Raw genomic sequence first — 25,533 nt, 5'->3', positions numbered from 1 at the left:
TTAGTTTTAACCCAAACTACCTCTTAATGAGGTTTTGAATTTAAGTTGTTTAAGGCACAGAAAAGTGTAAGTTCGTGTTTTCTAATAAGATGAGATTTAAGGGCAACTTGGAAATGAAATCGCGAGGCCATAAACTTTTATCTCTTCCTTTATCCGGATTTTAGCTATTATTTTTACTTTGTATTGTGCTTCAAACTTAACAATTCGCTATACAATACGGTACTACTTTAACCTTTCAGCCCTTGCCTTGCCCGCATAGAAGCTTAAAGTGGGTATTATCTTTGGTAGGCAAACCAATAGCGTGTAATCTACTTCGGCATATTGTTATTTTTGCGTAACTTTGTCCTTCAATTTTTATTACTGTTATATGGAAGAATTACTGAGTATTGTTTATAAATGGCGCAAAAATATACTTATTGTAGTAATAGCAGCGGCCATTATTAGTGCCATTGCTGCCTTGTTATTGCCAGTAAAATATGGCTCGTATGTTGAGTTTTTGCCTATCAACCCCTATATGATGGACAGAAGCAACGTGTTTGCCTACACAAAACAAGGTGAACCTGTTTATTTGTTTGGCGGGCAAGCCGAAATGGACCGGATGCGGTCTTTACTAAACTCGTCTGATTTAGAAAACTATATCATAAAAAAATACAACCTTTTTGACCGGTACGAAATTGATACAACCGACAAATTAAAGGACTATTACATGCGCGAAGAACTACACGAGTCAATTTCTTTAGTTGAAACCTTACAAAGCACATTAAAACTAAGTGTATTAGATAAAGACCCGTATATGGCCGCCGAAATTGCCAATGAAGTTGCTAACCGCTTAGATACCTTATACAAAGAGCTAACAAACGAAAAAAAATTAGACCTCTCGCGTTTATACGCTCAAAAAATTGAAGACAAACGCAAAGACGTTCAACTAATAACCGACAGCTTAAACCACTCCATACAACGAAACCCAAAAGACACGGTAGTAGCTAATATGCTAAATTTGCGCCTTAAAAGCGCTGTTGGCGAATATAATAAAATTCAAATTATTCAAGACGAGCACGAATCGGCATTAAAGCAAAAATTCTCCTCGTTGTATATTATTCAAAAAGCCCTACCCGTGCTAAAAAAAGCCTATCCGGTTAGATGGCTTATTGTAACAACCGCCGTTTTAGTTACCTTAATTATTATGATTTTTGCCGTAGTTGTCATCGAAAAAACTAAAGAGTACAAGCAAATAATTCAAAATAAGTAATTAGATAATCTATATTGTCGCCACCATAAAAATAAAATATACCGCTAAGCAAAAGTTTGTATATGCAAGGCTTTAGCCTACCCGCCAACTACCAGTTTATTTTATTTAGTTTGCTAACATTGGCAAGCGTTGCTGCCTCTATTGCCCTCGAGCAGCCCTTGCTTATGGGTTTACCTGTAGCCGTATTGACTGCGCTTTTAATGCTGTTCAATTTAAGCTCGGTTTATAAATTGTTTTTTATTCTGCTGCCCCTTTCTATTGAATACGATTTTAGCACCACCTTAGCAACTGATTTACCCAGCGAACCGCTTATGGTAGCGCTTATGGTAGCCGGACTTATGTATTATCTGCTAAATCCTAAGCAATGGCAGCGCAGGTTTATTAACCACCCCATTATTGTACTGCTATTATTACAAATTATTTGGATATCCATCGCCGCTCTGTACTCTACAAACTCGTTAGTATCAGTTAAATTTTTGTTAGCCAAAACATGGTATATTTTTACCTTTGTTTTTGTAACTAATTTGTTTGTAAAAAAAGATACCGACTTTAAAAGCATTATTATAGGCATGAGTGCGGTAATGGTATTATTAATTATCCGGAATGTTTATTTGCACGCCCTAACCGATTTCGATTTTCAACGAGCCAATAATGTAGTGCAACCTTTTTTCCGGAATCATGTAAACTACGCCGTTTTTATCACTTTATTAGTGCCAATGCTGCTGTTTGCTCTCCGGTGGTTTAAAAAAGGTAAAATACCCCGGCTTTTGGCTCAATTAGGGTTGGCAATTTTGTTTTTAGGTATTGCCCTGGCTTTTACCCGCGCCGCTTATGTTGGCCTATTAGCCATACCCTTAGTAACCTACCTTGTCCGAAAAAAACTAATGGCAACCGCCCTAAATCTGGTTTTTGGTGCCTTGTTGCTTTTTGTTGTATTTGTAGCAAGCAATAACAATTTTATTAAATTTGCCCCCGAGTACGAAACCACCGTTTACCACGCCAATTTAGAAGACCACATAATTGCCACTTTTCAAGGTAAAGATATATCGTTTGCCGAGCGCGTTTACCGATGGGTTGCCGCCGGCCACATGATTGGCGAACGACCACTAACCGGCTTTGGCCCCGGAAACTTTTACAACTCGTACCGCCCCTATACAGTCGAAAGATTTAAAACCTATGTAAGCGATAACCTCGAAAAATCGGGGGTACATTGCTACTATTTAATGTTAGCCGCCGACCAAGGCTTGCCCGGGCTTTTACTTTTTGCACTAATGATATATTATACTTTTATACGAGGCCAAAACCTTTACCATAGATTAGATGACCCCAAGCAAAAAGCCTTTGTTTTGGTTTTTTTACAAATTGTAGCCATCGTTCTAATCAATCTTTTAGTCTCTGACCTAATTGAAGTTGATAAAATAGGCACTATATTTTATACCGCCATTAGTATTATAGCAGGTTTTGACGCAAGATATGCCATAGCACCCAAACAACAACCAAACATTAACTAATATGATAGGCCGAAAAGCAAACGAAACAGTTTTTTCCGGATAAAAAATACATCCGGAAACAAACAACAGCCTTAAATAAAATATAATTTAACAAATATTATCTGCATATAACATGAACAACAAAATAAGCAACCATATACTCGAAACAATAGGCAACACCCCCTTGGTGCGCCTAAACAAGTTACCAGCCGAGCATGGCATTAAGGCTACCGTATTAGCTAAGGTTGAAACATTTAACCCCGGCAATTCAACTAAAGACCGGATGGCCTTGCGCATGATTTTAGATGCCGAAGCACGCGGCCTTTTAAAACCCGGAGGCACCATTATAGAGTGCACATCGGGCAATACCGGCATGGGTTTGGCCTTGGCAGCCATAGTGCGCGGCTACAAGTGTATATTTACAACTACCGACAAACAATCGAAAGAGAAAATAGACATACTGCGTGCCGTTGGTGCCGAGGTTTTGGTTTGCCCAACAAATGTTGAACCCGAAGACCCCCGCTCGTACTATTCGCAGGCTGCCCGTTTAGCCAAAGAAATTCCCAACTCATTTCATATAAATCAATATGCCAATTTAGCTAATCGGCAAGCCCATTACGAAACAACCGGCCCCGAAATTTGGGCTCAAACCAACGGCAATATAACCCATTTTGTAGTGGGCGTAGGTACAGGCGGCACCATATCGGGCATTGCTAAATACCTAAAAGAGCAAAACCCTGCTATTAAAATTATAGGCGTTGATACCTACGGCAGCACCCTAAAAGCATACCACGAAACCGGAAAAATAGACCAAGCCGAAATTTACCCCTATGCCACCGAAGGAATAGGCGAAGACTTTATACCCGATAATATTGATTTTAAACTAATTGACCGCTTTATAAAAGCCCCCGACAAAGAAAGTGCTTTGCGCGCCCGCGAAATTACCAACCGCGAAGGTATTTTTGTAGGTTGGTCGTCGGGGTCGGCATTTCAGGGCATTGTGGCTATTAAAAACGAACTTCAGCCAAGCGATGTTGTCGTTACGCTTTTTCATGACCATGGCAGCCGATATGTAGGCAAAATTTATAATGACGACTGGATGCGCCAAAAAGGATATTTAGACTAATCAAATAGCTCTATCCGGATGGCTTCTTATAAATGCAGTTTTCCGGATTTTTTTGTTTGGCTTAAATTAGCTAAATTCACTAAATTCACTATCACAGCAAACCAATCTACCCGCCTCCTTTTTCTATAATTGGGGCTAAAGTTTCGTCTGAGGCCATTGTTGCCGATATATATTGGCGGTTTAAATAGGCAATATTGGCAAGTGATATTTCCTTTGGGCATACCGCCGAGCATGCACCCGTATTAGTACAAGCGCCAAAGCCTTCTGCATCGTGCTGTTCGAGCATTTTTAGCACCCGCCTGCTGGCCTCGGGGCGACCTTGCGGCAATTTACCCAAATGCGCTACCTTTGCCGACAAAAACAGCATAGCCGATGCGTTTTTACAAACAGCCACACAGGCACCGCAACCAATACATGCTGCTGCGTTAAAGGCTTCTACGGCCATGTGTTTTTCAATAGGAAGGGCGTTGCCGTCAATGGCGTTGCCGGTGTTTACGCTAATATAACCGCCCGCCTGTATAATTCGGTCAAAGGAAGAGCGGTCAACTACTAAATCTTTAATAACCGGAAAAGCCTCTGCACGCCAAGGCTCAATCCAAATGGTATCACCATCTTTAAATGCCCGCATGTGCAGTTGGCAAGTAGTTGTTCCTTGCCAAGGGCCATGTGGACGGCCGTTAATATACATGCTACACATACCGCAAATACCCTCGCGGCAATCGTGGTCAAAGGCTACGGGGTCTTGTTTGGCTTGTACCAATTGTTGGTTTAGCATGTCTATCATTTCTAAAAACGACATGTGCTCACTCACACCATCTAAGGTGTAAGTTTCAAATTTGCCGGCAGTAGTGCGGTTTTTTTGACGCCAAATTTTAAGTGCTAGTTTCATAATGAATAATGATGGTAATAATGATATTAATGATAAGTATCCGGTTTTTTTGTATCAGTTGAAGAAGCAATAAATAAATAAAAAAATAATTTAATTATTTGGTGCACCTGCGTTAATCCACATCTCAATTTTGTAAAGGTCGCAGGCGGGTAATTTGTCGCCGCCTTGTGGCATTTCGGGAAAACCTGAGCTATGCGATATTGCACCCAAAAAACTGCCATTATCTACTTGTGTTTTTATTTGTTCGTAAGCTTCAAATAGTATGCCACCACTTAAAGAGCCATCGCCGCTATGGCAAACTATACAATGATTCTCTAACAATGGTTGTATATAATTAGCAAATGTTATGTTACTCGTATCGCAGTTAGCTGGTAAACTTGGGTATAGGTCGGCTTCGTTGTCGTAGTAACAGGCAGGTAAAATGCTGGTAAATACAAAAAAGCTTATTGCTGTTATTATTGTTGGAACTAAGTTTATAATGCGAGATTTTTTTGTTGGAGTTAATGTCATAAGGAGTAAAAAATAAAATATTTTATGGTAGTGTATTGTAAAAACAAAAAAAAGATACGTAGCTATAGTATAATATAATATAATTTATATACTGCCTTCGTAAAGTTCAAAGCCCCAAAAACCGCACTCTAATGGCCCGTTAAATAAAGTTAGTTTTTTGTTTGGGTGCAGGCCAATTTTGCGTAGGGCAATTTTGTTGCTACTAATTACCCAGGCGTTGTAGTCGGTGGCTTTGTGTTTTAACCACGAGCCTAAACGCTCGTATAGTGGGGCGGTTTCGTCAAATTCGCCAAGGCGTTGGCCGTAAGGTGGGTTAGTTATTAAAAATCCGGGGGCTTGGGGTAAGGGTGTATTTTCAAAATCGCAGCAGGTAAAGTCTATATAATTTTCTACGCCGGCGCGGTCGGCATTATTTTTGGCCACCGATAAGGTATAGGCATCAATATCGGAGGCAACAATAGCAGGCGATGTTGGTGCTAAAATTATGTTGCTGGGTGCAGTGTAGCGTTGTTCCCAAAGGTTTTGGTCAAAATTTGGCCAGTTCATACAACCAAACCAATCGCGGGTATGCTGTGGGGCAATGCCGTTTGCTATCATGGCAGCTTCAATGGGTATTGTTCCCGAGCCGCACATAGGGTCAACAAGTGGCAAGTGGGCTTGTTCAACCCATCCGGAAAGATGCAGCATTCCGGCAGCTAAAATTTCGTTTAACGGTGCTTCGCCCGCTTCAATTCTATACCCCCGGCGGTTAAGTGGTTCATCAGAGCTGTCTAATAATACCCGTACTTCGTCATGAAAAATATGAATCCGGATGCGCAAATTTGGGCGCTCGCGTGCTATCGAAGGGCGTGTTCCCGTTTTAGCTCTGAATTGGTCAACGATGGCATCTTTTGCTTTTAAAGCCACATAATGGCTGTGCGAAAAATAAGGCGATTTAACAACTGTTTCAATGGCAAAAGTAGTATCGGGGTTTAACCATTGGCTCCAATCATAATCGTAAATGCCGTAATATAAGCCGCGCTCGCTGTTGGCTCTAAACGAATCTATGGGCATTAGTATGCGTAAAGCGGTGCGCAACCAATAATTGGCGCGGTACATTTCGGCCAAATTGCCGTTAAAACTAACAGCGCGGTTAAATGTTTGTTGTACTTCGTAACCTAAGGCGGTAATTTCTGAAGCAAGTATAGGTTCCAATCCCTCAAAAGTAGTGGCAAGTAGGGTTTGCATGTTCGGTCGGTAATAAATTGTTTTATTGTTTTTATCCTTTATGTAAATACAAGGGCAAAAATACAACTTTAACCGGGTTTGAAAGCCCAAAACAACACAAAAACTATATTTAGCAGTAAATATTGCTTATAACGAACGAATGATGCCGGTTTTTTGTTAGTCGGAAGTACTAAGTATATGGTCAATAAGACGCTTAAATTGACGGGCAAGTAATTTTTTAATCCGGATAATTGCCGGCAATATTGTAATTTCGCGGTTTAATACTTCATTAGTTCAAATTATTTATACTATTTAGTAGCAACACATTTTAGTTAAATTTTATTAGATAACTTATCCATTTATGGCAACCAAGCAAAAAAGTTCAAACTTGCTGCGCAATATTTTAATTGTTTTAACCTTGTTTTTAATAATTATTGCCGTTACAGGCAAAAAATTAGGCTGGTTTGGTAAAGCCGAATTTACAAAAGTTGCAGTCGAAAAAGTAGAACGCCGCAGTATTATAGAAACAGTTGCGGCAACGGGTAAAGTTTATCCGGAGTTAGAAGTTAAAGTTTCGGCAGATGTATCGGGCGAGGTTGTTGAATTGTTGGTACAAGAGGGCGACTCGGTAAAAGCCGGCCAATTACTGGCTAAAATCAATCCGGACTTATACGAATCGGCTATTGAGCGGGCAGAAGCGGCGGTAAATGCTTCAAAATCGGGCAAAGCCAATGCCGAGGTGGGTATAGACCAAGTAAAAGCCAACCGCAAACAGCTTGAAACCCAGTTAGCTAACGCACAAAAAACCCTTAAACGAAGCCAGCAATTATTAAACGAAAAAGTAATTGCCCAAGTTGAATTAGACAACGCCGAACTGGCCGTAAAAAATATTGAACAACAAATTGCCGCCTTAGATGCCCAACTCAATGCAACTTTTAAAAGTATTGAAGGTGCGGGCTACAACGTAAAAAGTGCCGAAGCTACCCTAAAAGAAGCCCGCGATAGCTATAAACGCACTACTATTTACGCCCCCATGAGCGGCATTGTTTCAAAATTGGGTGTTGAAAAAGGCGAGCGCGTGGTGGGCACCACCCAAATGTCGGGGACAGAGATTTTACGCATTGCCAATTTTGCCAATATTGAAGTGCGCGTTGATGTAAGCGAAAACGATATCTTGCGCGTAAACATAGGCGATACGGCAACTGTTGAAGTAGATGCGTACTTAGACCGTAAATTTAAAGGGGTAGTTACCGAAATTGCCAACTCGGCCAAAGAATTGGGCTTGGGTGCAGTTAGTACCAACCAAATTACAAATTTTACGGTACATGTGCGGCTGTTGCCAAATAGTTACGCCGACTTGTATAAAGAGTTTAAGTTTCCGTTTAGGCCGGGTATGTCGGCCTCGGTTGATATACAAACCAAAAAACTTAATAATGTTTTAACCGTTCCGATACAGGCCGTTACCACCCGCGAAGACTCGACCAAAGAAAAAACAAATCCGGAAGATGTAAACCTCTACGAATTGGTATTTGTACACGACCAAGGCAAGGTACATATTCAAAAGGTAAAAGTGGGCATTCAAGACGAAACCTATATTGAAATTATAGACGGATTAACGGGCAACGAAGAGGTTGTAGCAGCGCCATACAGAGCCATTTCTAAAAAACTTAAAAACGACCAAAAAGTTACCGTTGTTACTAAAGAGGCCTTGTACCAAAAAGAAAATATTGACGCTTCAAAAGACGAGGAAAACGGCGGTAAAGATTAAAAAAAAATATCCGGATAAAACCCTGCAAACGCATAAATAAATATTCTATTTTAACTAACTGCTTATTTTATTTCCCCTTTTATGAACAATTTTATACCCACCGAACTACCACCTACTCGCCCAACAGCTACTAAGTGGGGTCTTATTTTAGCTATGGCAAGCATTGTACTTACCATGGTGTTTTTTATTGCCAATATAAACATGACCACCTCGCCTCTGCGATTTTTATCTTGGGTTATCATGGGCATTACCTACTATATGGCTATTGCCGAGTACCGCAACCAAGTAGCTGGCGGCTACCTAACCATAGGGCGTGCCGTAAATTTAGGCTGGTGGATGGGCTTGACAACCGGTATTTTAGCAGGCATCTTTATGTATATTTATATAGGTTTTATAGATACGCAGTTTGCCGAAAACATATTAACAAACACCGAAGAAAACATGCTTAAAAGTGGCCAAAGCCAAGAAACCATAGACATAGCACTTGCTTACACAAAACCATTTGTTACACCACCTGCAATGGCCGCCATGACGGTAGTTTCAAATATTTTTATGGGCATTATTGTTTCGTTAATAATAGGCCTAATTTTAAAAAGAGACCCTAACAATGCCATATAGCTAACTATCTAATAGCCAGTAAAACTAATTAAAACAGCTTATTTTATACTTTTTTCCTTGATTTAAACTATTGTGCAATCGAAACCTATTTTTTGGGGTCTGGGTGGCGGTATTTTGGGGTGCTCTTTTTTGCTTATAATTTGGCAGCAACAAGCAACCAACTACTTAAACTGGGCAGGTATGGGTTCAATGTTTTGGGTAATGCTATCCATTATAGGTATGGCATATAATGCCCCCTTGCCCCCGCGCGATGTAGTTGCGTTTCGCAAACTGCTAAAACCGGTATTTTCAGCCTCGCTAATTGCCTTGGCAATTTTAAGCATTTTTCATTATCTGCTGTATAATTATATTGACCCATCAATGCCCGAAACCTATCGCCAATGGATGATGGAACAAATTAAGGCCGAAATGAACCAGCCCAATGCCCCTACACAAAAATTGCAACAAGAGCTGGCAGAATGGCAAACCGCCGACCTTAAACTTACACTCGGCGGGGCATTACAGCGTTTTGTGTTTTTTATTTTTACTGCTTTTTTTTTAGCAGCGGTAACTACCTTAATAGCACTAAACACGCGCAAATGGCCTAAACCATAGATAACTATAGCATAATCTTCGGTGTTAATTTAGTTATAAACAGTTAAATTGTAATTTCAAACGCACCCAACCACTTAGGGTGCGTTTGCGTTTTATTTGTTTATGGCCAACCCGCACTCAAGTAGCTGAAACCTAAGCATTTCATCATCAGGATAAGCAACAATTACCTTACTATCATTAACCGGCATTTTTATAACTCTGCTTTTTTTGAGAAACCCATTTTTCTTGCTTTGTGGCATACTAATAATTACGGTTGTTGGCATTGACGGATGTAAAAAACCACAACCTCCGGATATACCTTCCACACCTAAAACCACCTTGTTTTACGAAGTATATCATCATGAGTGGACGGTTGGCAATATTGCTGTTTATATTAAAGGCCAAACCGATACCATGTCGCTGCCTTATTTATTAAGCGCTGACTTGGCAACCTTCGACAGTAGCACCCAGGCAAGCCCCATAGGCGATGGAAAAATTGGCCCCCTACCTGCCGGCAACTATTATTTATATGCAAACGGGTTCGATAAAATTTGGGGCGACACCGTTGGCGGGGGCAAACAAATTACCATTTTACCACCGAAGGCCGATACGCTTAGATATATCCGGATAAATACCAGCGAATAGACATGCAGCAGAGCAATATTTTGACCCGTTCGCTCTTGTAGGCATTATTCCGGATTTTTATCAAGCAGTCAATAAATACCTATCGCAACAAAGTAATATTGCCATTGGTTTGTATTAACTGGCCTGCCTCATTTTCATACATAAACATAAACACATAAACGCCCACTGGCGCGGGTCTAAATCCATTGCCAGCCAACAAGCCATTCCAGCCATCGTTCGGGTTGGTACTATCAAACACGCGGTTGCCCCACCTGTCGTAAACAGCTAATCTAAATTGTTGTAAAGGCAAAGCCGTATTAACTTTTGGCCTAAAAACATCGTTAATACCATCGTCATTCGGCGAAAAAGCCGTTGGAATAGTAACTGCCAAAGGTGGTGGCGGTGGCGGCAAGCTACAATCTTTAAAAGATATTTTAACAACCGATGCCGAGCCTTCGCAGCCATCAATGGTTTGAGTGGCATAAAAGCTAAACGTTTGCCCAATTTCCGGATTAGTTATTGTTGGCAAAAATGTTTCTTGGTTTGTGGCCAATAAATTGGTCAAGCCTGCATTGCCGTACCAGTTAATAATAGCATTAGGCAAGGGCGTGGCAGTAAGCGGAGCTAATAAATCGGTAATACAATAAACAGCATCGGGGCCAAGTGCCGGGCTGGGCGGCAGTGCGCTAACACTTATTTTTACTATGCCTGCATTGCCTTGGCAGCCATCAACTGTTTCGGTAACGTAGTAGGTAGCGGTAGTATTAGGCGCTATGGTGGGTGGCGTAAAATTGTTTCCAGCTGCTAACGGGTTACTTAAATCACTATCGCTATACCATTGCAGCAGGCCGTTTTTATTGGGTGTGGCTACAAGCGCGGGCATGGGTTGGCCTTGGCAAATAGTTGTATCGGGCGGCAGTAGTGGCGGGTCGGGCAATGGTGTAACTACCAGCAAAAACAATGCGGGCAAACTTTCGCAGCCATTAGCCGTATTAGTGGCAAAATATAAATTATCACCTGTTTGTACAACTAATGGTTTAAAGCTCAATCCGGTGCCTAACGAGGTTGTCAATAAAGGGTCGTTGTACCAATTTACTAACCCTCCCAAAGGCAGGTCCACAAAAAATGTAGGAAGCTCAGCGCCATCACAAATTGTAAAATTAGCATCGCCATTTATTGTGGGCATTAGTGGCGCATCGGGGGCGTTGATGCCTGCGGGCACTATGCCGGTTTGGCAAAACTCGTCCTTAACCATCACCGCATAATTGCCTTTACTTAAGTCCGTAAAAATATTACTTGCTTGCCATGTCAATCCACCATCAATTGAATACTCGTAATTGCCGCTACCGCCCGATCCTGTAATAGTTAAACTGCCATCGGTAGCTAAACAGGTGGTAGCATTGGTGGGTGCAATATTGGCAATTTGGGGCAAATCGTGAACTACAACGGTTGCTTGTGCTGCGGAACCTTGACAATTATTGACTGTTTCGGCTACATAATAAATTGTTGTGCCAATGGTAGATGCAGGCGTATAGCTGTTTCCGGATGCAATAAGGTTGGATAAAGCAGCATCGGCATACCAATTAAGGCTACCACCACTTCCGGATGCAGTTAGTGGCAATATAGGGTCGCCCAAACAATATTCAACATTAGTTATTAGCAGTTGGGGTGCTGGAGGCAGTGCATTTATGGTAACGCTTACTGTTGCGGCGTTGCTTGCACAAAGGCCGTCATTTTCGGTAACATAATAGATAGTTGTTCCAGGCGTTGGAGGTGGCGTAAAACTGTTTCCGGATGTTATGAGGTTTGTTAAAGCGGCATCAGCATACCAATTAAAAACACCACCACTGCCCGATACTGTTATTGGTGCAATCACATCGCCCTGGCAATATACCGCCATTGCAATACTTGGTGTAGGCATGTTGGGTTTTGTAGGGGCATTAATGGTTAAGTTTTGTATCGTTTCGGCGGTGCAAAAATCGTCTTTCACTAAAACAGCATAATCTCCGGCGGCGAGGTTGGTAAAGCTATTTAAGGCTTGCCAAGTATTTCCGCCATCAATACTGTATTGGTAATTGCCGTTTCCACCATTAGGCGTAATAATAATGCTGCCATCGGGGGTATTATTACAATTCGCTAAATCGTTAGCTTGTGCTGTAAACATAGGCAGTTCGTAAATGGTTACACTTACCGATGCGGGCGTGCTTATACAGTTGCCAAGCGTCTCGACTAAATAATACGTTGTTGTACCAAGTATTGAAGGTGGCGTAAAACTGTTTCCGGATGCAACTACTGTCGTTAATCCAGCATCGGCGTACCAGGTAAGCGTGCCGCCGCTATTGGCGCTGCCTGTTAAAGTTTGTATAGCTTCGTTTTGGCAATAAGTAACGTTATTAGCACCGTTTAGGGTAGGGGCGCCGGGTGCGTTGGGTGCGGTAATTATTAAAGTTTGGCCTGTAATGCTGCACATGCCGTCTGTTACTAAAATTGGGTACGAGCCTGCGCCAAGGCCAACAAAATTGCCCGATGTTTGCCATGTTGCGCCACCATTAATACTAAATTGATAGCTACCGTTTCCGCCGCTGGCTGTAATAGTTATACTGCCATCGGTTAGGCCACAGTTGGTAATGTCGGTAGCCGTTTGAAGGTCTATTTGTAAGGTATTAACTGTTGCCGTTAAAGGCAAAACCTCCGACAAGCAACCTGTTAATGTGTCTTGTATGGCAGCGTACAAAGTGGTGTCGTTGGTTAAGTTTGGTATTGTTTGCTGGGTTACACCACTATTGTTAATAAGGTTGGTTAAAGTGCTGTCGCTGTACCAGTTTAGGGTAAAGCCGGGTAGCGGGGGCAAAACGGCTAAAAAGGTGGTGTTATTAGGGCAAACATAGTTTATTGTATTGGCGGCATCGGGTTGCGGTGGCGGCGGTACAGGCAGGGTAAGGTCGTAAGCGTAAATGGCTTGGCCAGGTTGCGCCCATACTACCCAATGGCCGTATTGCGCGGGCTGTGCGTTATTGCCCAAAGGGGCATTTTCGGCAGGATTTGTGGTGGTTGTGGCAGCCAAATCATATACTTGTACGGTGTTGTTATTGGTATAGGTAAGGTAATTGCCCTGTAAACTTAAAGGTCGCGGGTCGGTATCTGTTGTAAGCAAAAGGGAGCCACCAAAAATAGGATTGGCAAAATCATAATAAAACAAGCCATATTGCCCGCTGCCAATATCATCTGCCCACACCATTTGAAGGTCGTTTTGCACCAAGCCCGAAGCTTGGGGGCTTGTATTGGTTAAATTGGCAAATAAAACAGGGCTGGGTTTAGCATCGAGCAGGTTATAATACCAAAGCCCTGCTGTGGTTTGAAACACAAAATAATGCTCCTCAAAAGATAAAGGCCAAACATCGGCTTGGGGATTATAAGTAATATTAAGTGCGCCTACGCCGGCATTGGTGTGGTCGTACATAAATAAGTCATAATTGTTTGACGAAACCTCGCCTGCCCATATAATATAATTGCCCCAAATTAAAGGCCGCCGGTCGTTTTTGTTGGCGTTGTTGCTTATATTTACGGCGGGGTTGCCGGGTTTATTGGTGTCGAACAAGTAAATATCATAATTAGTGCTGCCTGCACTTTCTTGACCCTCCCATACTGCAATATTGCGATAAATATCCGGATTAGCATTAATGGTGCCGGCGCTGTTCGACATATTTACCCCACCTGCAATAGGCGTATTTATATTGTTAAAAAATATATCGGCACTTGTAGCGCTGTAATTGGCTTGCCAAACCACAATCGAGTCGTATAAAATAGGATTTACGTTGCCTTGTGCGGCAGCAGCACTCATTAGGTTTTGAGTTTGATTAGGGTCGGCAAGATTGAAATGGTAAATTTGTGCCGGATTACCCGCTTGCCAAACTATATTATTGCCCCATATATCCGGATTTTGTTCGTTACTTAAACCACCCTCCGAAACTATTACCGGATACCCGCAAACGGCGGCAACATACTCGCTGCAATTACCCACTTCTCCGGTAAAATCTTTAATACATCCGGTATTAATTGCTTTGATTGAAATATCATAAGTATCACCCGGTTTTAGGCCACTTAACATAAACCACTCGCCGTTAAAAATTTTGGCCTTACTGCTTTTACCGTCTCCGTTATTAGTTATATAGTACGATTCGCCCACCTCGCCCATAACGCTTATATTTACAAAGATTTGGCCATTAAAACAATACATTGGGCCCGGAATAATAGAAAAATCGTGGAGGTTTACCGGCAACTGAATCAACTCGCCAATACAACCATTGGCATCTTGCACACCTATCCAGTAGGCTATATCGCCAAAATACTTTGGGTTATAGGCCTGCCCTGTTTTTATTATATGGTCGGGTGCGCCCAAAGGATGGTTAAACCAAACAAATTTAGCTCCGCCAGGCAATCCACCCTGAACTAATAAATTTGGCTCTTGCTCGGCGCAATAATCGCCTAAAAATGAAGAGGGTATTTGCGGTTTCTGTGCACTGCCTACGCTAATGGTTTGGTTTTTTTGGTAAACGCAACCCTGATGGTCAATAGAGAGGGTGTAGGTAGTGGTTTGTGTTGGAAAAAATTCGGGGTTAAGTGGGTCTGTGGCATCTACAAAAGCCGCCGGCGACCAAGTAAATACGGTTCCGGGCTGTGGTGCTGCGCCACACAAACCTAATTGTATGTATGGCATTGCATTGGTGGTAGTAGCATCGTTTAGGTAGCAGCCCGAGCTGTTGTTGCCGTTGGCATACACCACCTTTTTAGGCGTTAGCGGAGTAGGGTTCAATAAATATACGTTATCGACTCCTCCGGGTGCATTGCCGGTTTGGTTATCGTAACAAACTTCTAAAACTAAGTCGCTAACACCATCCCAATCGTAGGGGGTGGGCAGGGTAAAAGTGTTCCATCCGGCGGTTGGTGTGTACTGGGCAGCCGTGTAAACAATTATTAATCCGGTTTCAAAATCTACGGGATTGCCCAATTTTGGTGACCTGCAGCCCATACTTATGGTAAAATTTTCGTAGGGGTTTTTGCTAAATACCGCCGTAACATTAAACCCCACTGATGTTACCGTATTGCCCATGCAAGACATGGTTTTTTTATCGGGCTTAATTAAGTATTGTGTTCTTGCGTCTTCATAGATGCCCCTAAATGGGGTGGTAATACCGGTTTTATCAAAGCCTTTATTTATTTCGTAAATTCCCGATGGGGCTGTAGCATCGCATCCGGTTGTACTAAGCCCACAAGCAAAGGGTTTCATAATTACTTGGGCAGTAGTAGTTTCGCTGATACAAACAACCGAGTCGGCAAGACAAAAATTGGCATTTTGCAGTATTCCGTCAAGAATAACGGCAGTAGTTTTGCTTATGGTGCATCCGGTTATTTTATGCGAGGCTGTTATGGTGTAGTTCATACTTTTATCCGGATAAACAAAGGGGTTGGGGTCAAAAATATCACTGATTTTATAGGCCGGATACCAAATTATAGCATACAAGGCGGGGTCTAAATTAGTAAATATTTGGCTGGTATCGTACAAACAAATATGTGATTCGGGATTTAACGGCATGTTAAAATCGGCTACTACCGATACTGTAATTTGGTCGGTATTACTGCATCCGTTTGTTAAATCGCTGGTAATGGTATAAGTAGTGGTGGCATTAGGAGCCAGGCTTACTACGCTGCCGTTGGGTTGTAAAAAAGTAACGCCCGCCATAGGCGACCACGTAAAATTACTGCCGCCTGTAACTTCAACCGTCAAGGGGCCCCCAGCGGGGCAATAGCCTAAATCGGGGCCGGCATAAGTAGCATCTAAAACTTCAATTAAAACCGAAAAAGTTTGTTTTGCCGGAAAAGCGCAATTGCCATCGTTGGCCTCAATGGTTAACAAATGGGTACCAATATCGGCTTTGGTTGGGGTATAGCTAAAATTAATAGTAGCCGGGTTGGTGCCGGTTACAGTTAATATTGCGCCTGGTGTTGCCTGCGCGGCATTGTGGGTAATACTTAACTGATTTGAAATATTGGGGTCGGTAATGCTAAGCGTAAACGACATGGGCGTGTTGGGGCATAAACTTAATTGATTGATGCCGGTTTCAGTTGCGCCTGTTACATTTTGCACGCCACCCGATATGGTTGGTGCTACATTGGCACAGTTTGGGTCGTTTTGGTCGAAAATAATAAATTGTAGTTGCCGCATAATGGCACCAATTTTTTGGCCCGATTTGTTGTATTGTGTTACCAACAGCGTTGCCGATGCGTTTTGATTGCCGTCGGGAGTAAAACTAAACTGCCCATTATTGCCCGAAAACCCAAAATTATACGCCGGAAGGGTGTGTAGCGGATAGGTGGCACTTAAAACGGAAGTATAACCAATAGGTACGCCTTGCACATTTTGCGGGTTTATTAACTCGAACACCAACGAGTCGCCTTCGGCATCAATAGCGCCATTATTATAGGTAAAGGCTTGGTTGCCACACAAATAAGCAAAGGGCAAATAAGTAAACTTGGGCGAACTGTTGCAAAGTCCGTTTGCATTGTTAATAATGGCAGTTGCGTTAATATCTTGGTCGCCGGGGTTTTGCAAATTGGTTACTTCAAAACTTCGGCAGCATAAATTGTAAAATAATTGCCATTGCGCACAAGCTTGCTCAAAAGTAACCAAACCCTTGTATTGGTATTGCTCAATACCCTCGTAACTGCCGCCGTTGCAAGTGCTTTGGGCTATATAGGCGGGGCATAATGCCGAAACCTCGGTGGTTGTAGCTAATTTAAGCGGAATTTTAAAACTGTTGGCACCGGGGCAGCTAATTGGGGTGGCATCTATTTGTATGTTTAATGGTGCGGGCGAACCCCCACAGTCGCGGTAAAAATTAAGTTCAATTTCGTAAGTATCGGGGCCAAGGCAGGTATAGGCAATATCCATAGCCAAACCATGCGATGCGCGGGCGTTAAAAGTGCTTCCGATAAATAGCAGCAAGCCAACAAAAGCAAAAAAAACAGCAATTAGGTTGTTAAAACAAGTTGTGTTGTTGCCAATAAAAAAACGGCAGCAATAGTTATACTGATTGGGTAAAATTTTGGGCATACAATTCAAGGCGTTTAAAAAACAGAAAGCAAAGTTAGCATTTTTAAAGTGGTTACTTTGTTTTATCTACAAGGGTATATCCGGAGAATTAGTTTAGTTGGTTTAAAGCCATCCGGAACTTTATAAACTGATTGAAATAGGGAATAGTTGCCTAATGAAATTTAGAATTTGTCTATATAAGTGAACAAATCTGACAAAAGCGTGTTATCTTTGCATATTATTTTAATCATCTCCCTTCTATTTGTTATATATCGCATGTTAAAATTTCCAATATACTTGGATAATAGTTCCACTACGCCTGTTGACCCACGTGTATTAGAGGCTATGATTCCATACTTTACTCACCAGTTTGGCAATGCGGCCAGCCGTAGCCACCCCTTTGGCTGGCATGCCGAAGAAGCCGTTGATTATGCCCGCGAACAAATTGCCCAACTTATTGGTGCAACCAGCGAAAAAGAAATTATTTTTACATCGGGGGCTACCGAAGCCGACAACTTAGCCCTAAAGGGTGTTGCCGAAATGTATGCACGCAAAGGTAATCATATTATTACCACAGTTACCGAGCACAAAGCTATACTTGATACGTGCAAAATATTGCAAAAAAAAGGCATTCAGGTTACTTATTTAGAGGTTGGCCCCGATGGTATGCTCGATTTGAATACCCTGCGCAACGCCATGACCCCCCAAACCATATTAGTTAGCGTTATGATGGTTAATAATGAAATTGGAGTGCGCCAAAATATTGAAGAAATTGCTAAAATTGCCCACGCTGGCGGCGCTTTGTTTATGACCGATGCGACACAAGCCGCCGGAAAAATACCAATTGACGTAAACAAAATGGGTATTGACTTAATGGCATTTACTGCGCATAAAATGTATGGCCCCAAGGGTATTGGCGCCTTGTACGTAAGGCGGCAAAATCCACGGGTAAAAGTAACTGCTCAAATGGACGGCGGCGGCCACGAGCGCGGTATGCGGTCGGGAACACTTAACGTGCCGGGCATAGTGGGTTTTGGCAAAGCTGCCGAACTGTGCCGCTTAGAAATGGAAACAGATGCCCAAAGGATAGGTTTGCTGCGCGATAAACTCGAAAATGCCCTGCTCGAAATGGAAGAATCCTATTTAAACGGCCATAAAGCCCAACGCACACCGTATATTACCAATATATCGTTTAAATATGTTGAAGGCGAGGGGTTAATGATGGGTTTTAATAAAGATATTGCCGTCTCGTCTGGCTCGGCGTGTACCTCTGCCTCCCTCGAGCCAAGTTATGTGCTTAAAGCACTTGGCTTAGACGACGAACTGGCGCACTCTTCTATACGGTTTAGCCTTAGCCGGTTTACCACCAATGAGGAAATTGACTATGCCATTAATCACGTTAAGAACGCCGTGAACCGGATGCGCGAAATGAGTCCACTTTGGGAAATGTTTAAAGAAGGCATTGATATAAAATCTATTCAATGGGCCGGACATTAACCAGAAGCAAAAACAGCCAAAAGAACAAACTAACTTGTTAGCCAATTAATATCGTATAGCAGACGGAAACCGCCGCATACTTGCGCTTTCGGCTATATAGTTGGTTATAAGTTGATTAAATTGGGCTTCGTTAACTTTTTTGCCTTTTAATTTTTTTGGCAATTTTAGTTGGCTGCTTACATTTTGAAAATTAATACTTTGTGCTGTAATTAGCACATCGCCATCATTTACCATAACTTCTAAAATTAAACCCGGAAGCCCGAAATATCGCTCAGGCCCTGCCGATACAGGAATTGCATCGGTAAACCAAGCTGTAACTTTTTGGTTCCGGATACTGTCATCTAAAACGGCTTTCATACACACGTAACCGTTAATATCTTTTATTTCGTTCATTATGCGCCATTTTGGGGGGCGCAAACTGTCAGTAAGTAAATATAAATTATCTATCATTTCGTGTTGCTCGGTAGCAGTGCTATTTTTAAAATCGCGGGCAACAAGGTAGGTATCAGGCCGCCAGGTATAACGGCCATCTTCCGACTCGGCGCGGTCGTTGGTGTAGGTGTATAAACTGCGCGAAGGACTAAAATATAAGTTCATCAAAATTTTATATCCTCCCCAATTTTTTCCGGTTTGCTGCATTCTGTCTTTTTGTTCTTGGCTTAGGTAGGTGGCGCGCTGTTGTAGTTTGCTCCATTGCATCGTCCGTTCGTAAGTTACCAAGCCCTCAAAACGCGAGGCAGTGTTATTTGCCGGCTGGTTATGGTTGTTAGTTGAAGTAGCGGGTGTGGTTTGGGCTACTACTATCGTCAAACTACTAAATAGTAAGCATAATATAAGGATAAAACTTGCCTTTTTCATGGCTAAAATTAGGTGATAGATGTTTTTTTAGTTAGACAGAGTAGAACTAAAATGTTTTAAAATAAAAATAAAATTAAATTATCCGGATTAAATGAACGAGGCAATACTATTTATTCTTTGTGAAGGTACTGTATTTACTGCGTCTTTTTTCCGGAATTAAATAATAATTATAAATTGAATTTGCATCGTTTTGTTCACTACAACAGGCTATAAACTTGCTTTTTATTCCTGGTCAGTATTAAATAATTTCGATTGCGCGTCTTGATTATTGTTGTTGCCGTTATTTCCCCATTTGGCTTCGGTTTGTTGGTTAAGACGCAGCAATTGGGTATCAATACGCCGCCATTCGGTTTGGGCATTTTGCCAAGCCTGCCAAGCATTTTGCAGTTGTTTGCCTGCCTTGTCGGCGTGCTCTTCGTATAGTTTAAGCCGGCGTTGCAAATCGCCTAATTTTTGTAGTACTTCACGTGCCGATTGCTCAATTTGCAAAGCATTTAAGCCATGAAGAATGGTTTCTAAATAGGCATAAAACGAAGCCGGCGACACCATAACCACTCGTTTTTGCCAGGCATAGGTTAATAAATCATCGCTGGCATTATTATGCGCTTGTAATATATAATAATACACTCCTTCGGCGGGTACAAACATTAGCGCAAGAGGCAGGGTGTTTTCGGCGGGGTCAATATAGGCGGCGGTTTCGTCAATGCGGCGGCGCACATCGGCCCTAAAAGCTTTGTCTAAAGCAAGGCGCTGGTTTGAGTCGGTGGTTTGGTGTAAGGCAGTGTATTTCTCGAGGGGAAACTTGGCATCAATAGGCACAATTTGGCCGCGGATAAACAAAGCGGCATCTACAATTTTTCCCGAACCAAACCGATATTGTAACACAAACTGCTGCGGGGGTAATACTTGTGTTAGCACCTGACTTAATATATGCTCGCCTAAAATACCCCTCTGCTTGGGGTTTTGCAAAATCCGCTCTAAAGACTGCATTTGATTAGCCAACAATACAATACGTTCGTTTGCCTGGTGCAGTTCGCCAAGTTGTGTGCCTAAATCTTTAAGCAAATGTTGGTGAGTTTGTTGCTGGTGAAGCAGGGTTTGAGTGTTTTGCTGTTGGTGTTGGCCAATTTGGTTGGCAATATGGTCAAGACGGCCTTGAATTTCGGTTCGCCCCATTTGGTCGTTGGCCGATATTTGGTGGCGCAAATCGGTAAGTAAAGGCAACAACATTTGTAAGGTTATAGAATCGGTATTATTTCCACTCGTGCTGTTTCGTTTATACTGTTGCAGCAATAAATAAACAACCGCTAACAGCGCACTTAAAATAAGACTGCCAAACAGCAAAAGCATTTGTTCTAAATCGGCCACAACAAATAAATATAATGTTAATTAAATGTAAATGCAATAAATAAAACTGTTGATTATTGTTTTTATCAGACCTTTCCTAGTTTTAAAATACGTTATTTTATATAGCCTGCGGTTGTAAACACTTGTGTTAGCAAATTGGCATTTTTTACCAAGTAGGTATGCAAGCCAAGAGCTGTGGCTCCGGATGTATTTTTTGGGTTATCGTCTAAAAATAAAACTTTATCGGGTGGTTGTTGCAAATAATTAAGCACCGTATTAAAAACAACAGGCTCGGGTTTTATTGCCTTTAGTTTAAAGGAGCAGAAAATATGTTCAAAAACCGATAGTGCTTGTGTGTATTTTTGTTGCCAATAAGGCGTGTGCACGGCGTTAGTGTTTGTTAGGGCAACCATCCGGAAATTTTTTGACAATTGGGTTAATAGCTTATCAATATCCGGATATATGTTTAAATAAATATCGTTCCATGCTTGCCAAAAACGAGTTGCATCTATGGGGCGTTTTAACTGCATTAACAAGGCTACTTGTTTTTTAAATTGGGTAGGGGTTAATTGCCCGGCTTCGAATTTGAACAAAATGGTTTCAAACTCGGGGGTATAGGTAATTTTTATGCCTGTTAATTGTTGCCACTGGGTAAATACGCGCTCAAAATCGTAGTCGAATACCACTTTGCCTAAATCAAAAATGATAGTGTTTATTTGATTTGGGGGCGGCAATATTGCTGCTGTCGGGGTAATTGACTGCATTATCCGGCAAAACAATTGTTATTTGTAGTTTTTGGCAATAAATAATCCATTTTAGTACATCCATCCATCTATCCAATTAAATTAAATTAAATTAACTTAATTACACATTTTTATGTAGAAATGCTGATTCTTCGTTGGGGTTTGGTGGGTTGTTCGTATTTGTATTAGTATTTGAAATATAGCTACTTGTATGGTAGCTGTTGCGATTATTAATACGGTCGCTGGGTTTAATATCGCGCAGGTTTAGCTGCAGGGCAACATTTTCGTTATAAATGTTTTCTTGTAGGGTAAAACAAACATCGAAGGGTTGGCCATTACTGATTTGCTTTAAATAATGTCCTAAATTATAACCAATTCCTTTGGCTAATACCGATGAATTGAAGGAGCGGGCACTTAATTTTAAATGATTATTGCCTACCACTGCCGACCATCCGGTATTAATTAGTCCGCGACTAATAAAAACAGGTTTCATGTTTTCGGGGCCAAATGGTGCAAACTGTCGTAATATATTGTAAAATTTGGGGCTTATGTGCCGAAGGTCTAATTCGGCATCTATTTCAATTTCCGGAATTAGCATATCATCTTCAATGGTATCGTTTACTACTTGTTCAAATTTTTCAATAAACAAGGGCAAGTTTTCGCGTTTGAGGGTTAAGCCTGCTGCATATTTATGGCCGCCAAATTGGTCTAACAGGTCGCTACAAGCATTTAGGGCTTGGTATAAGTCGAAGCGGGCTACCGAGCGAGCCGAGCCAGTTATAATATCATCTTCGTTTGAATTGGTAAGAATAACCGTAGGGCGATAATATTTTTCGAGCAGCCGCGAGGCAACTATTCCAATCACACCTTTATGCCAATATGGGCGGTACAGTACGGTAGTTTTGCGGTTTTTTGTTTGCTCATCGGTGTCTAAAATTCGCATTGCTTCTTCGGTTATATCGCTATCAACCTGCTTTCGTTCGGTATTTTTTTCTTGCAGCACATCGGCACCTTCTTTTGCTTTTCCCACTTCTTGCGACAATAGCAATCGCACAGCGTCGCGGGCGTCGTCCATACGGCCTGCAGCATTAATGCGGGGTGCAATAATGAACACAATATCGGTAATACCCACTTTAGGGTTGCGAACACTTTGCTGAATTAGCGAGCGTAGCCCAGGGCGTGGGCTGCTATTTATTTTTTTAAGGCCAAAAAAGGCCAATACGCGGTTTTCGTCGGTAATGGGTACAATATCGGCTGCAATGCTTACGGCTACTAAATCTAAAAGGTTGGCAACGCGGTTAAACGGTATATCGTATTTTAGGGCAAAAGCCTGCATAAATTTAAAGCCAATGCCGCAGCCACTAAGTTCTTTGTACGGGTATGGACAGTCTTCTCGTTTGGGGTCAAGAATGGCAAATGCCGGAGGAAGGTTGTCGTTGTCGGGCAGGTGGTGGTCGCAAATTATAAAATCAATACCATGTTCGCGGGCATAAGCCACCTGATTTCGGGATTTAATGCCGCAATCTAAAGAAACAATGAGCGAAAACCCGTTTTGTTTTGCCCAGTCAATGCCCGTCATTGAAACACCATAACCTTCTTTGTAGCGATCGGGTATATAATAGTCGAGGTCGTAATGAAAGTCTTTTAAAAAACTGTACACTAAAGCAACTGCGGTTGTGCCATCCACATCGTAGTCGCCGTAAATTAAAATTTTCTCTTTATTGCGCATAGCGCGGTCAAGGCGTTCAACAGCTATATCCATATCTTTCATCAAGAAAGGGTCATATAGATGTTCTTCTAACGAAGGGCGGAAAAACTTCCGCGCCTCATCATACGTCCGGACCCCGCGCTGAACTAATAATTGGCATAAGGTTCTGTTAATTTTAAGTTCGTTGTACAGTTCTTCAATTGCTTTTTCATCCGTCTCTTTAATAACCCACTTTTTATCATTATACATTTAGTAAATATTTATCGCTACAAACGAGTTTTTTGGGTGCTGATGGCTGGCAAGCCCAAAACAGTTGTTAAAATACTACAATTTATTATTTGCTGATTAATTAAACTGCAGCTAAAAACATACGATAACTCGGTGTTTGTTTGGTTTCCGGATTACTTGGTTATTGTAAAAGTTTGCTCCGGATAAAAAATTTTATACACATAAAATATTAACTTTATTTAAACAAAATTTTTATAATAATTGTCAATAAAAACAATTTAGTTTATTGGCAATATCCAACCTTTGGCAAAATTAGTTTAAAAATATTAATTTTGTTACAATTTTTTTAGTTTTGCTAAAATATTTTTTTATAAATGCAGTTTGCTGGTTAATTAATGGCATTAAAATTAGCGAGTATTTGCTTCTTAGTTAGGCTGTTTAGGTTCAAAAAAAAATGAAGCTGACGGTTTAATTTAGGCCACAAAGTGTTTTAATCTCGTCAATATATTGTCTGTGGTTAGCTAAACGTGGTACTTTGTGTTGGCCACCTAATTTTCCTTTGCTTTCAAGCCATTTGTAAAATGTGCCGGGTGGTACAGCGTGCATCACTAAGGGTTTCATTGCAATATTTTTGTAGCGTTTGGCTTCGTAGTCCGAGTTAAGTTGTTGTAGTGCCTCGTCGGTAAGTTGGGCAAAATATTGCAAATCATCGGGCAGTTGGGCAAATTCAACCAACCACTCGTGGCCGCCATTGCCGGTATTGCTAAAGTAAATGGGTGCGGCGGTATATTCGCGCACTTGCATGCCTGTTTGAGCGCAGGCGCGGGCAATAGCTTGGTCGGCATTATCAACAATTACTTCTTCGCCAAAGGCATTGATAAAATGTTTTGTCCGGCCGGTAACTTTTATCCGGAAAGGGTTTATGGATGTAAACTGTATGGTATCGCCCAATAAATATCGCCAAAGGCCGGTATTGGTGCTAATACAAATAGCATAATTAGTATTTATTTGTACTTGGTCAAGGGTAAGCGCTTGGGGGTGCTCGGCATCTAATTGGTTTAAGGGTACAAACTCATAAAATACGCCGTGGTTGGTAAGCAACAGCATGTCGTCGCGGTTATTATCTTCTTGTATGCCAAAAAAGCCTTCCGAAGCGTTGTATGTTTGCCAATAGTGCATACCCTCGCCGCGCACAAGCTGCGAAAATTGATTACGGTAGGGCGTAAAGCTAACCCCGCCATGTATATAAAGCTCTAAATTAGGCCAAACATCGCGTAAATTAGCTTTACCCGTCATTTCAAAAATGCGTTTTATAAGTACTATTGTCCAAGTCGGAACACCTGCCAAATGGGTAATGTTTTGCGGTATGGTAGCTTTGGCCATGCGCTCAATTTTGGCTATCCACTCGTCCATAAGGGCAATATCGGTGCCAATAGCGTTGTTTATGCGCCCCACCGATGGCATGTTTTGTAATAATACTGCCGATAAATCGCCGTACTGTACACGCGGGTTAAGTTTGTTTATACTATGGCTGCCGCCCAAAACCAAGCCTTTTCCGGTATAAATTTTATGTTTGGGGTTAGCAGCTATGTATAAGGCCATAATATCGATGGCAGCTTGGTAGTGGCAAGTTTTTAAATTTTCGGAACTAATTGGAATGAATTTACTTTTATCGCTGGTGGTTCCGGATGATTTGGCAAACCAACGAATTTCGCCTGGCCATAACGTATTGGCTTCGCCGTTTAGCATCTGGTTAATAAACGGTTTTAAGCGGTCATAATCACTCAATGGCACTTGGCGCTGAAAATCGGCTATGTTTTCGATGCTTTTATAATGGTATTGTTTTCCCCAGGCAGTTTGTTTGGCACTGGCAATCAAATGATTAAAAACTTGCTCTTGGCTGGCTACCGGATATAAAACCCACTTAGCTATGTGGGGCATACGCCGCGACAAATAAGCAGTTACAACAGTATTGCGTAGGTTGGCAAACATAAATATAAAAGGAGATA

The 25,533-nt window shown here is 41.7% G+C and carries 17 protein-coding genes; 8 read left to right on the top strand and 9 right to left on the bottom strand.

What is annotated here, in order from left to right; translation table 11 throughout:
* Positions 1-367 precede the first annotated feature (367 nt).
* The 3 genes from IPI59_03135 to IPI59_03125 all read left to right on the top strand — a co-directional run bounded on the left by IPI59_03135 (position 368) and on the right by IPI59_03125 (position 3,865).
* Complete coding sequence (locus IPI59_03135) at positions 368-1,249, top strand: hypothetical protein (protein MBK7526553.1); 882 nt, start codon at positions 368-370, stop codon at positions 1,247-1,249.
* A gap of 62 nt (positions 1,250-1,311) precedes the next feature.
* Positions 1,312-2,760 (top strand): O-antigen ligase family protein, encoded by a 1,449-nt coding sequence (locus IPI59_03130; protein ID MBK7526552.1) that lies wholly within the window; start codon positions 1,312-1,314, stop codon positions 2,758-2,760.
* A 112-nt stretch (positions 2,761-2,872) separates the two neighbouring features.
* Entirely contained in the window at positions 2,873-3,865 is a 993-nt protein-coding gene (locus IPI59_03125; GenBank protein MBK7526551.1) for a pyridoxal-phosphate dependent enzyme, read from the top strand.
* Positions 3,866-3,971: 106 nt separating this feature from the next.
* On the opposite strand, the gene IPI59_03120 is transcribed toward IPI59_03125, so the two are convergent.
* The 3 genes from IPI59_03120 to IPI59_03110 form a co-directional block, all read right to left on the bottom strand.
* Positions 3,972-4,754, bottom strand: a complete 783-nt coding sequence (locus IPI59_03120; GenBank protein MBK7526550.1) for a succinate dehydrogenase/fumarate reductase iron-sulfur subunit — start codon at positions 4,752-4,754, stop codon at positions 3,972-3,974.
* A 90-nt stretch (positions 4,755-4,844) separates the two neighbouring features.
* Positions 4,845-5,264, bottom strand: a complete 420-nt coding sequence (locus tag IPI59_03115) for a hypothetical protein (GenBank protein ID MBK7526549.1) — start codon at positions 5,262-5,264, stop codon at positions 4,845-4,847.
* 84 nt (positions 5,265-5,348) lie between these two features.
* Positions 5,349-6,491, bottom strand: a complete 1,143-nt coding sequence (locus IPI59_03110) for a hypothetical protein (GenBank protein MBK7526548.1) — start codon at positions 6,489-6,491, stop codon at positions 5,349-5,351.
* A 340-nt stretch (positions 6,492-6,831) separates the two neighbouring features.
* On the opposite strand from IPI59_03110, the gene IPI59_03105 reads away from it, so the two are divergent.
* The 4 genes from IPI59_03105 to IPI59_03090 all read left to right on the top strand — a co-directional run bounded on the left by IPI59_03105 (position 6,832) and on the right by IPI59_03090 (position 10,074).
* Positions 6,832-8,238 (top strand): efflux RND transporter periplasmic adaptor subunit, encoded by a 1,407-nt coding sequence (locus IPI59_03105; GenBank protein ID MBK7526547.1) that lies wholly within the window; start codon positions 6,832-6,834, stop codon positions 8,236-8,238.
* An 81-nt stretch (positions 8,239-8,319) separates the two neighbouring features.
* Positions 8,320-8,856 carry a DUF4199 domain-containing protein gene (locus tag IPI59_03100; protein MBK7526546.1) on the top strand — a complete coding sequence of 179 codons (537 nt, stop codon included), beginning with the start codon at positions 8,320-8,322 and terminating at the stop codon, positions 8,854-8,856.
* Positions 8,857-8,928: 72 nt separating this feature from the next.
* Positions 8,929-9,450: a DUF4199 domain-containing protein gene (locus IPI59_03095; protein MBK7526545.1), complete on the top strand. Its 522-nt coding sequence runs from the start codon at positions 8,929-8,931 to the stop codon at positions 9,448-9,450.
* Between the two features lie 207 nt (positions 9,451-9,657).
* Entirely contained in the window at positions 9,658-10,074 is a 417-nt protein-coding gene (locus tag IPI59_03090; GenBank protein MBK7526544.1) for a hypothetical protein, read from the top strand.
* A 79-nt stretch (positions 10,075-10,153) separates the two neighbouring features.
* Here IPI59_03090 and IPI59_03085 read toward each other — a convergent pair whose 3' ends face one another.
* Positions 10,154-17,164, bottom strand: a complete 7,011-nt coding sequence (locus IPI59_03085) for a gliding motility-associated C-terminal domain-containing protein (protein MBK7526543.1) — start codon at positions 17,162-17,164, stop codon at positions 10,154-10,156.
* Between the two features lie 255 nt (positions 17,165-17,419).
* On the opposite strand from IPI59_03085, the gene IPI59_03080 reads away from it, so the two are divergent.
* Positions 17,420-18,640 carry an IscS subfamily cysteine desulfurase gene (locus tag IPI59_03080; protein MBK7526542.1) on the top strand — a complete coding sequence of 407 codons (1,221 nt, stop codon included), beginning with the start codon at positions 17,420-17,422 and terminating at the stop codon, positions 18,638-18,640.
* Positions 18,641-18,685: 45 nt separating this feature from the next.
* Here the strand turns inward: IPI59_03080 and IPI59_03075 are convergent, their stop codons facing one another.
* The 5 genes from IPI59_03075 to IPI59_03055 all read right to left on the bottom strand — a co-directional run bounded on the left by IPI59_03075 (position 18,686) and on the right by IPI59_03055 (position 25,516).
* Positions 18,686-19,498: a GLPGLI family protein gene (locus IPI59_03075; GenBank protein ID MBK7526541.1), complete on the bottom strand. Its 813-nt coding sequence runs from the start codon at positions 19,496-19,498 to the stop codon at positions 18,686-18,688.
* Positions 19,499-19,720: 222 nt separating this feature from the next.
* Complete coding sequence (locus IPI59_03070; protein ID MBK7526540.1) at positions 19,721-20,866, bottom strand: DNA recombination protein RmuC; 1,146 nt, start codon at positions 20,864-20,866, stop codon at positions 19,721-19,723.
* Between the two features lie 92 nt (positions 20,867-20,958).
* Positions 20,959-21,609 carry an HAD family phosphatase gene (locus IPI59_03065; GenBank protein MBK7526539.1) on the bottom strand — a complete coding sequence of 217 codons (651 nt, stop codon included), beginning with the start codon at positions 21,607-21,609 and terminating at the stop codon, positions 20,959-20,961.
* Between the two features lie 100 nt (positions 21,610-21,709).
* Entirely contained in the window at positions 21,710-23,545 is a 1,836-nt protein-coding gene (gene recJ / locus IPI59_03060; GenBank protein MBK7526538.1) for a single-stranded-DNA-specific exonuclease RecJ, read from the bottom strand.
* A 447-nt stretch (positions 23,546-23,992) separates the two neighbouring features.
* Positions 23,993-25,516, bottom strand: coding sequence for a GH3 auxin-responsive promoter family protein (locus IPI59_03055; GenBank protein MBK7526537.1), 1,524 nt, complete (start codon positions 25,514-25,516; stop codon positions 23,993-23,995).
* Positions 25,517-25,533 lie beyond the last annotated feature (17 nt).

This window comes from Sphingobacteriales bacterium, assembly GCA_016706405.1.
Classification (GTDB): Bacteria; Bacteroidota; Bacteroidia; order Chitinophagales; family UBA2359; genus BJ6.
Note: the sequence above shows the minus strand (reverse complement) of the source record. Positions and strands in the feature narration are given on the sequence as shown.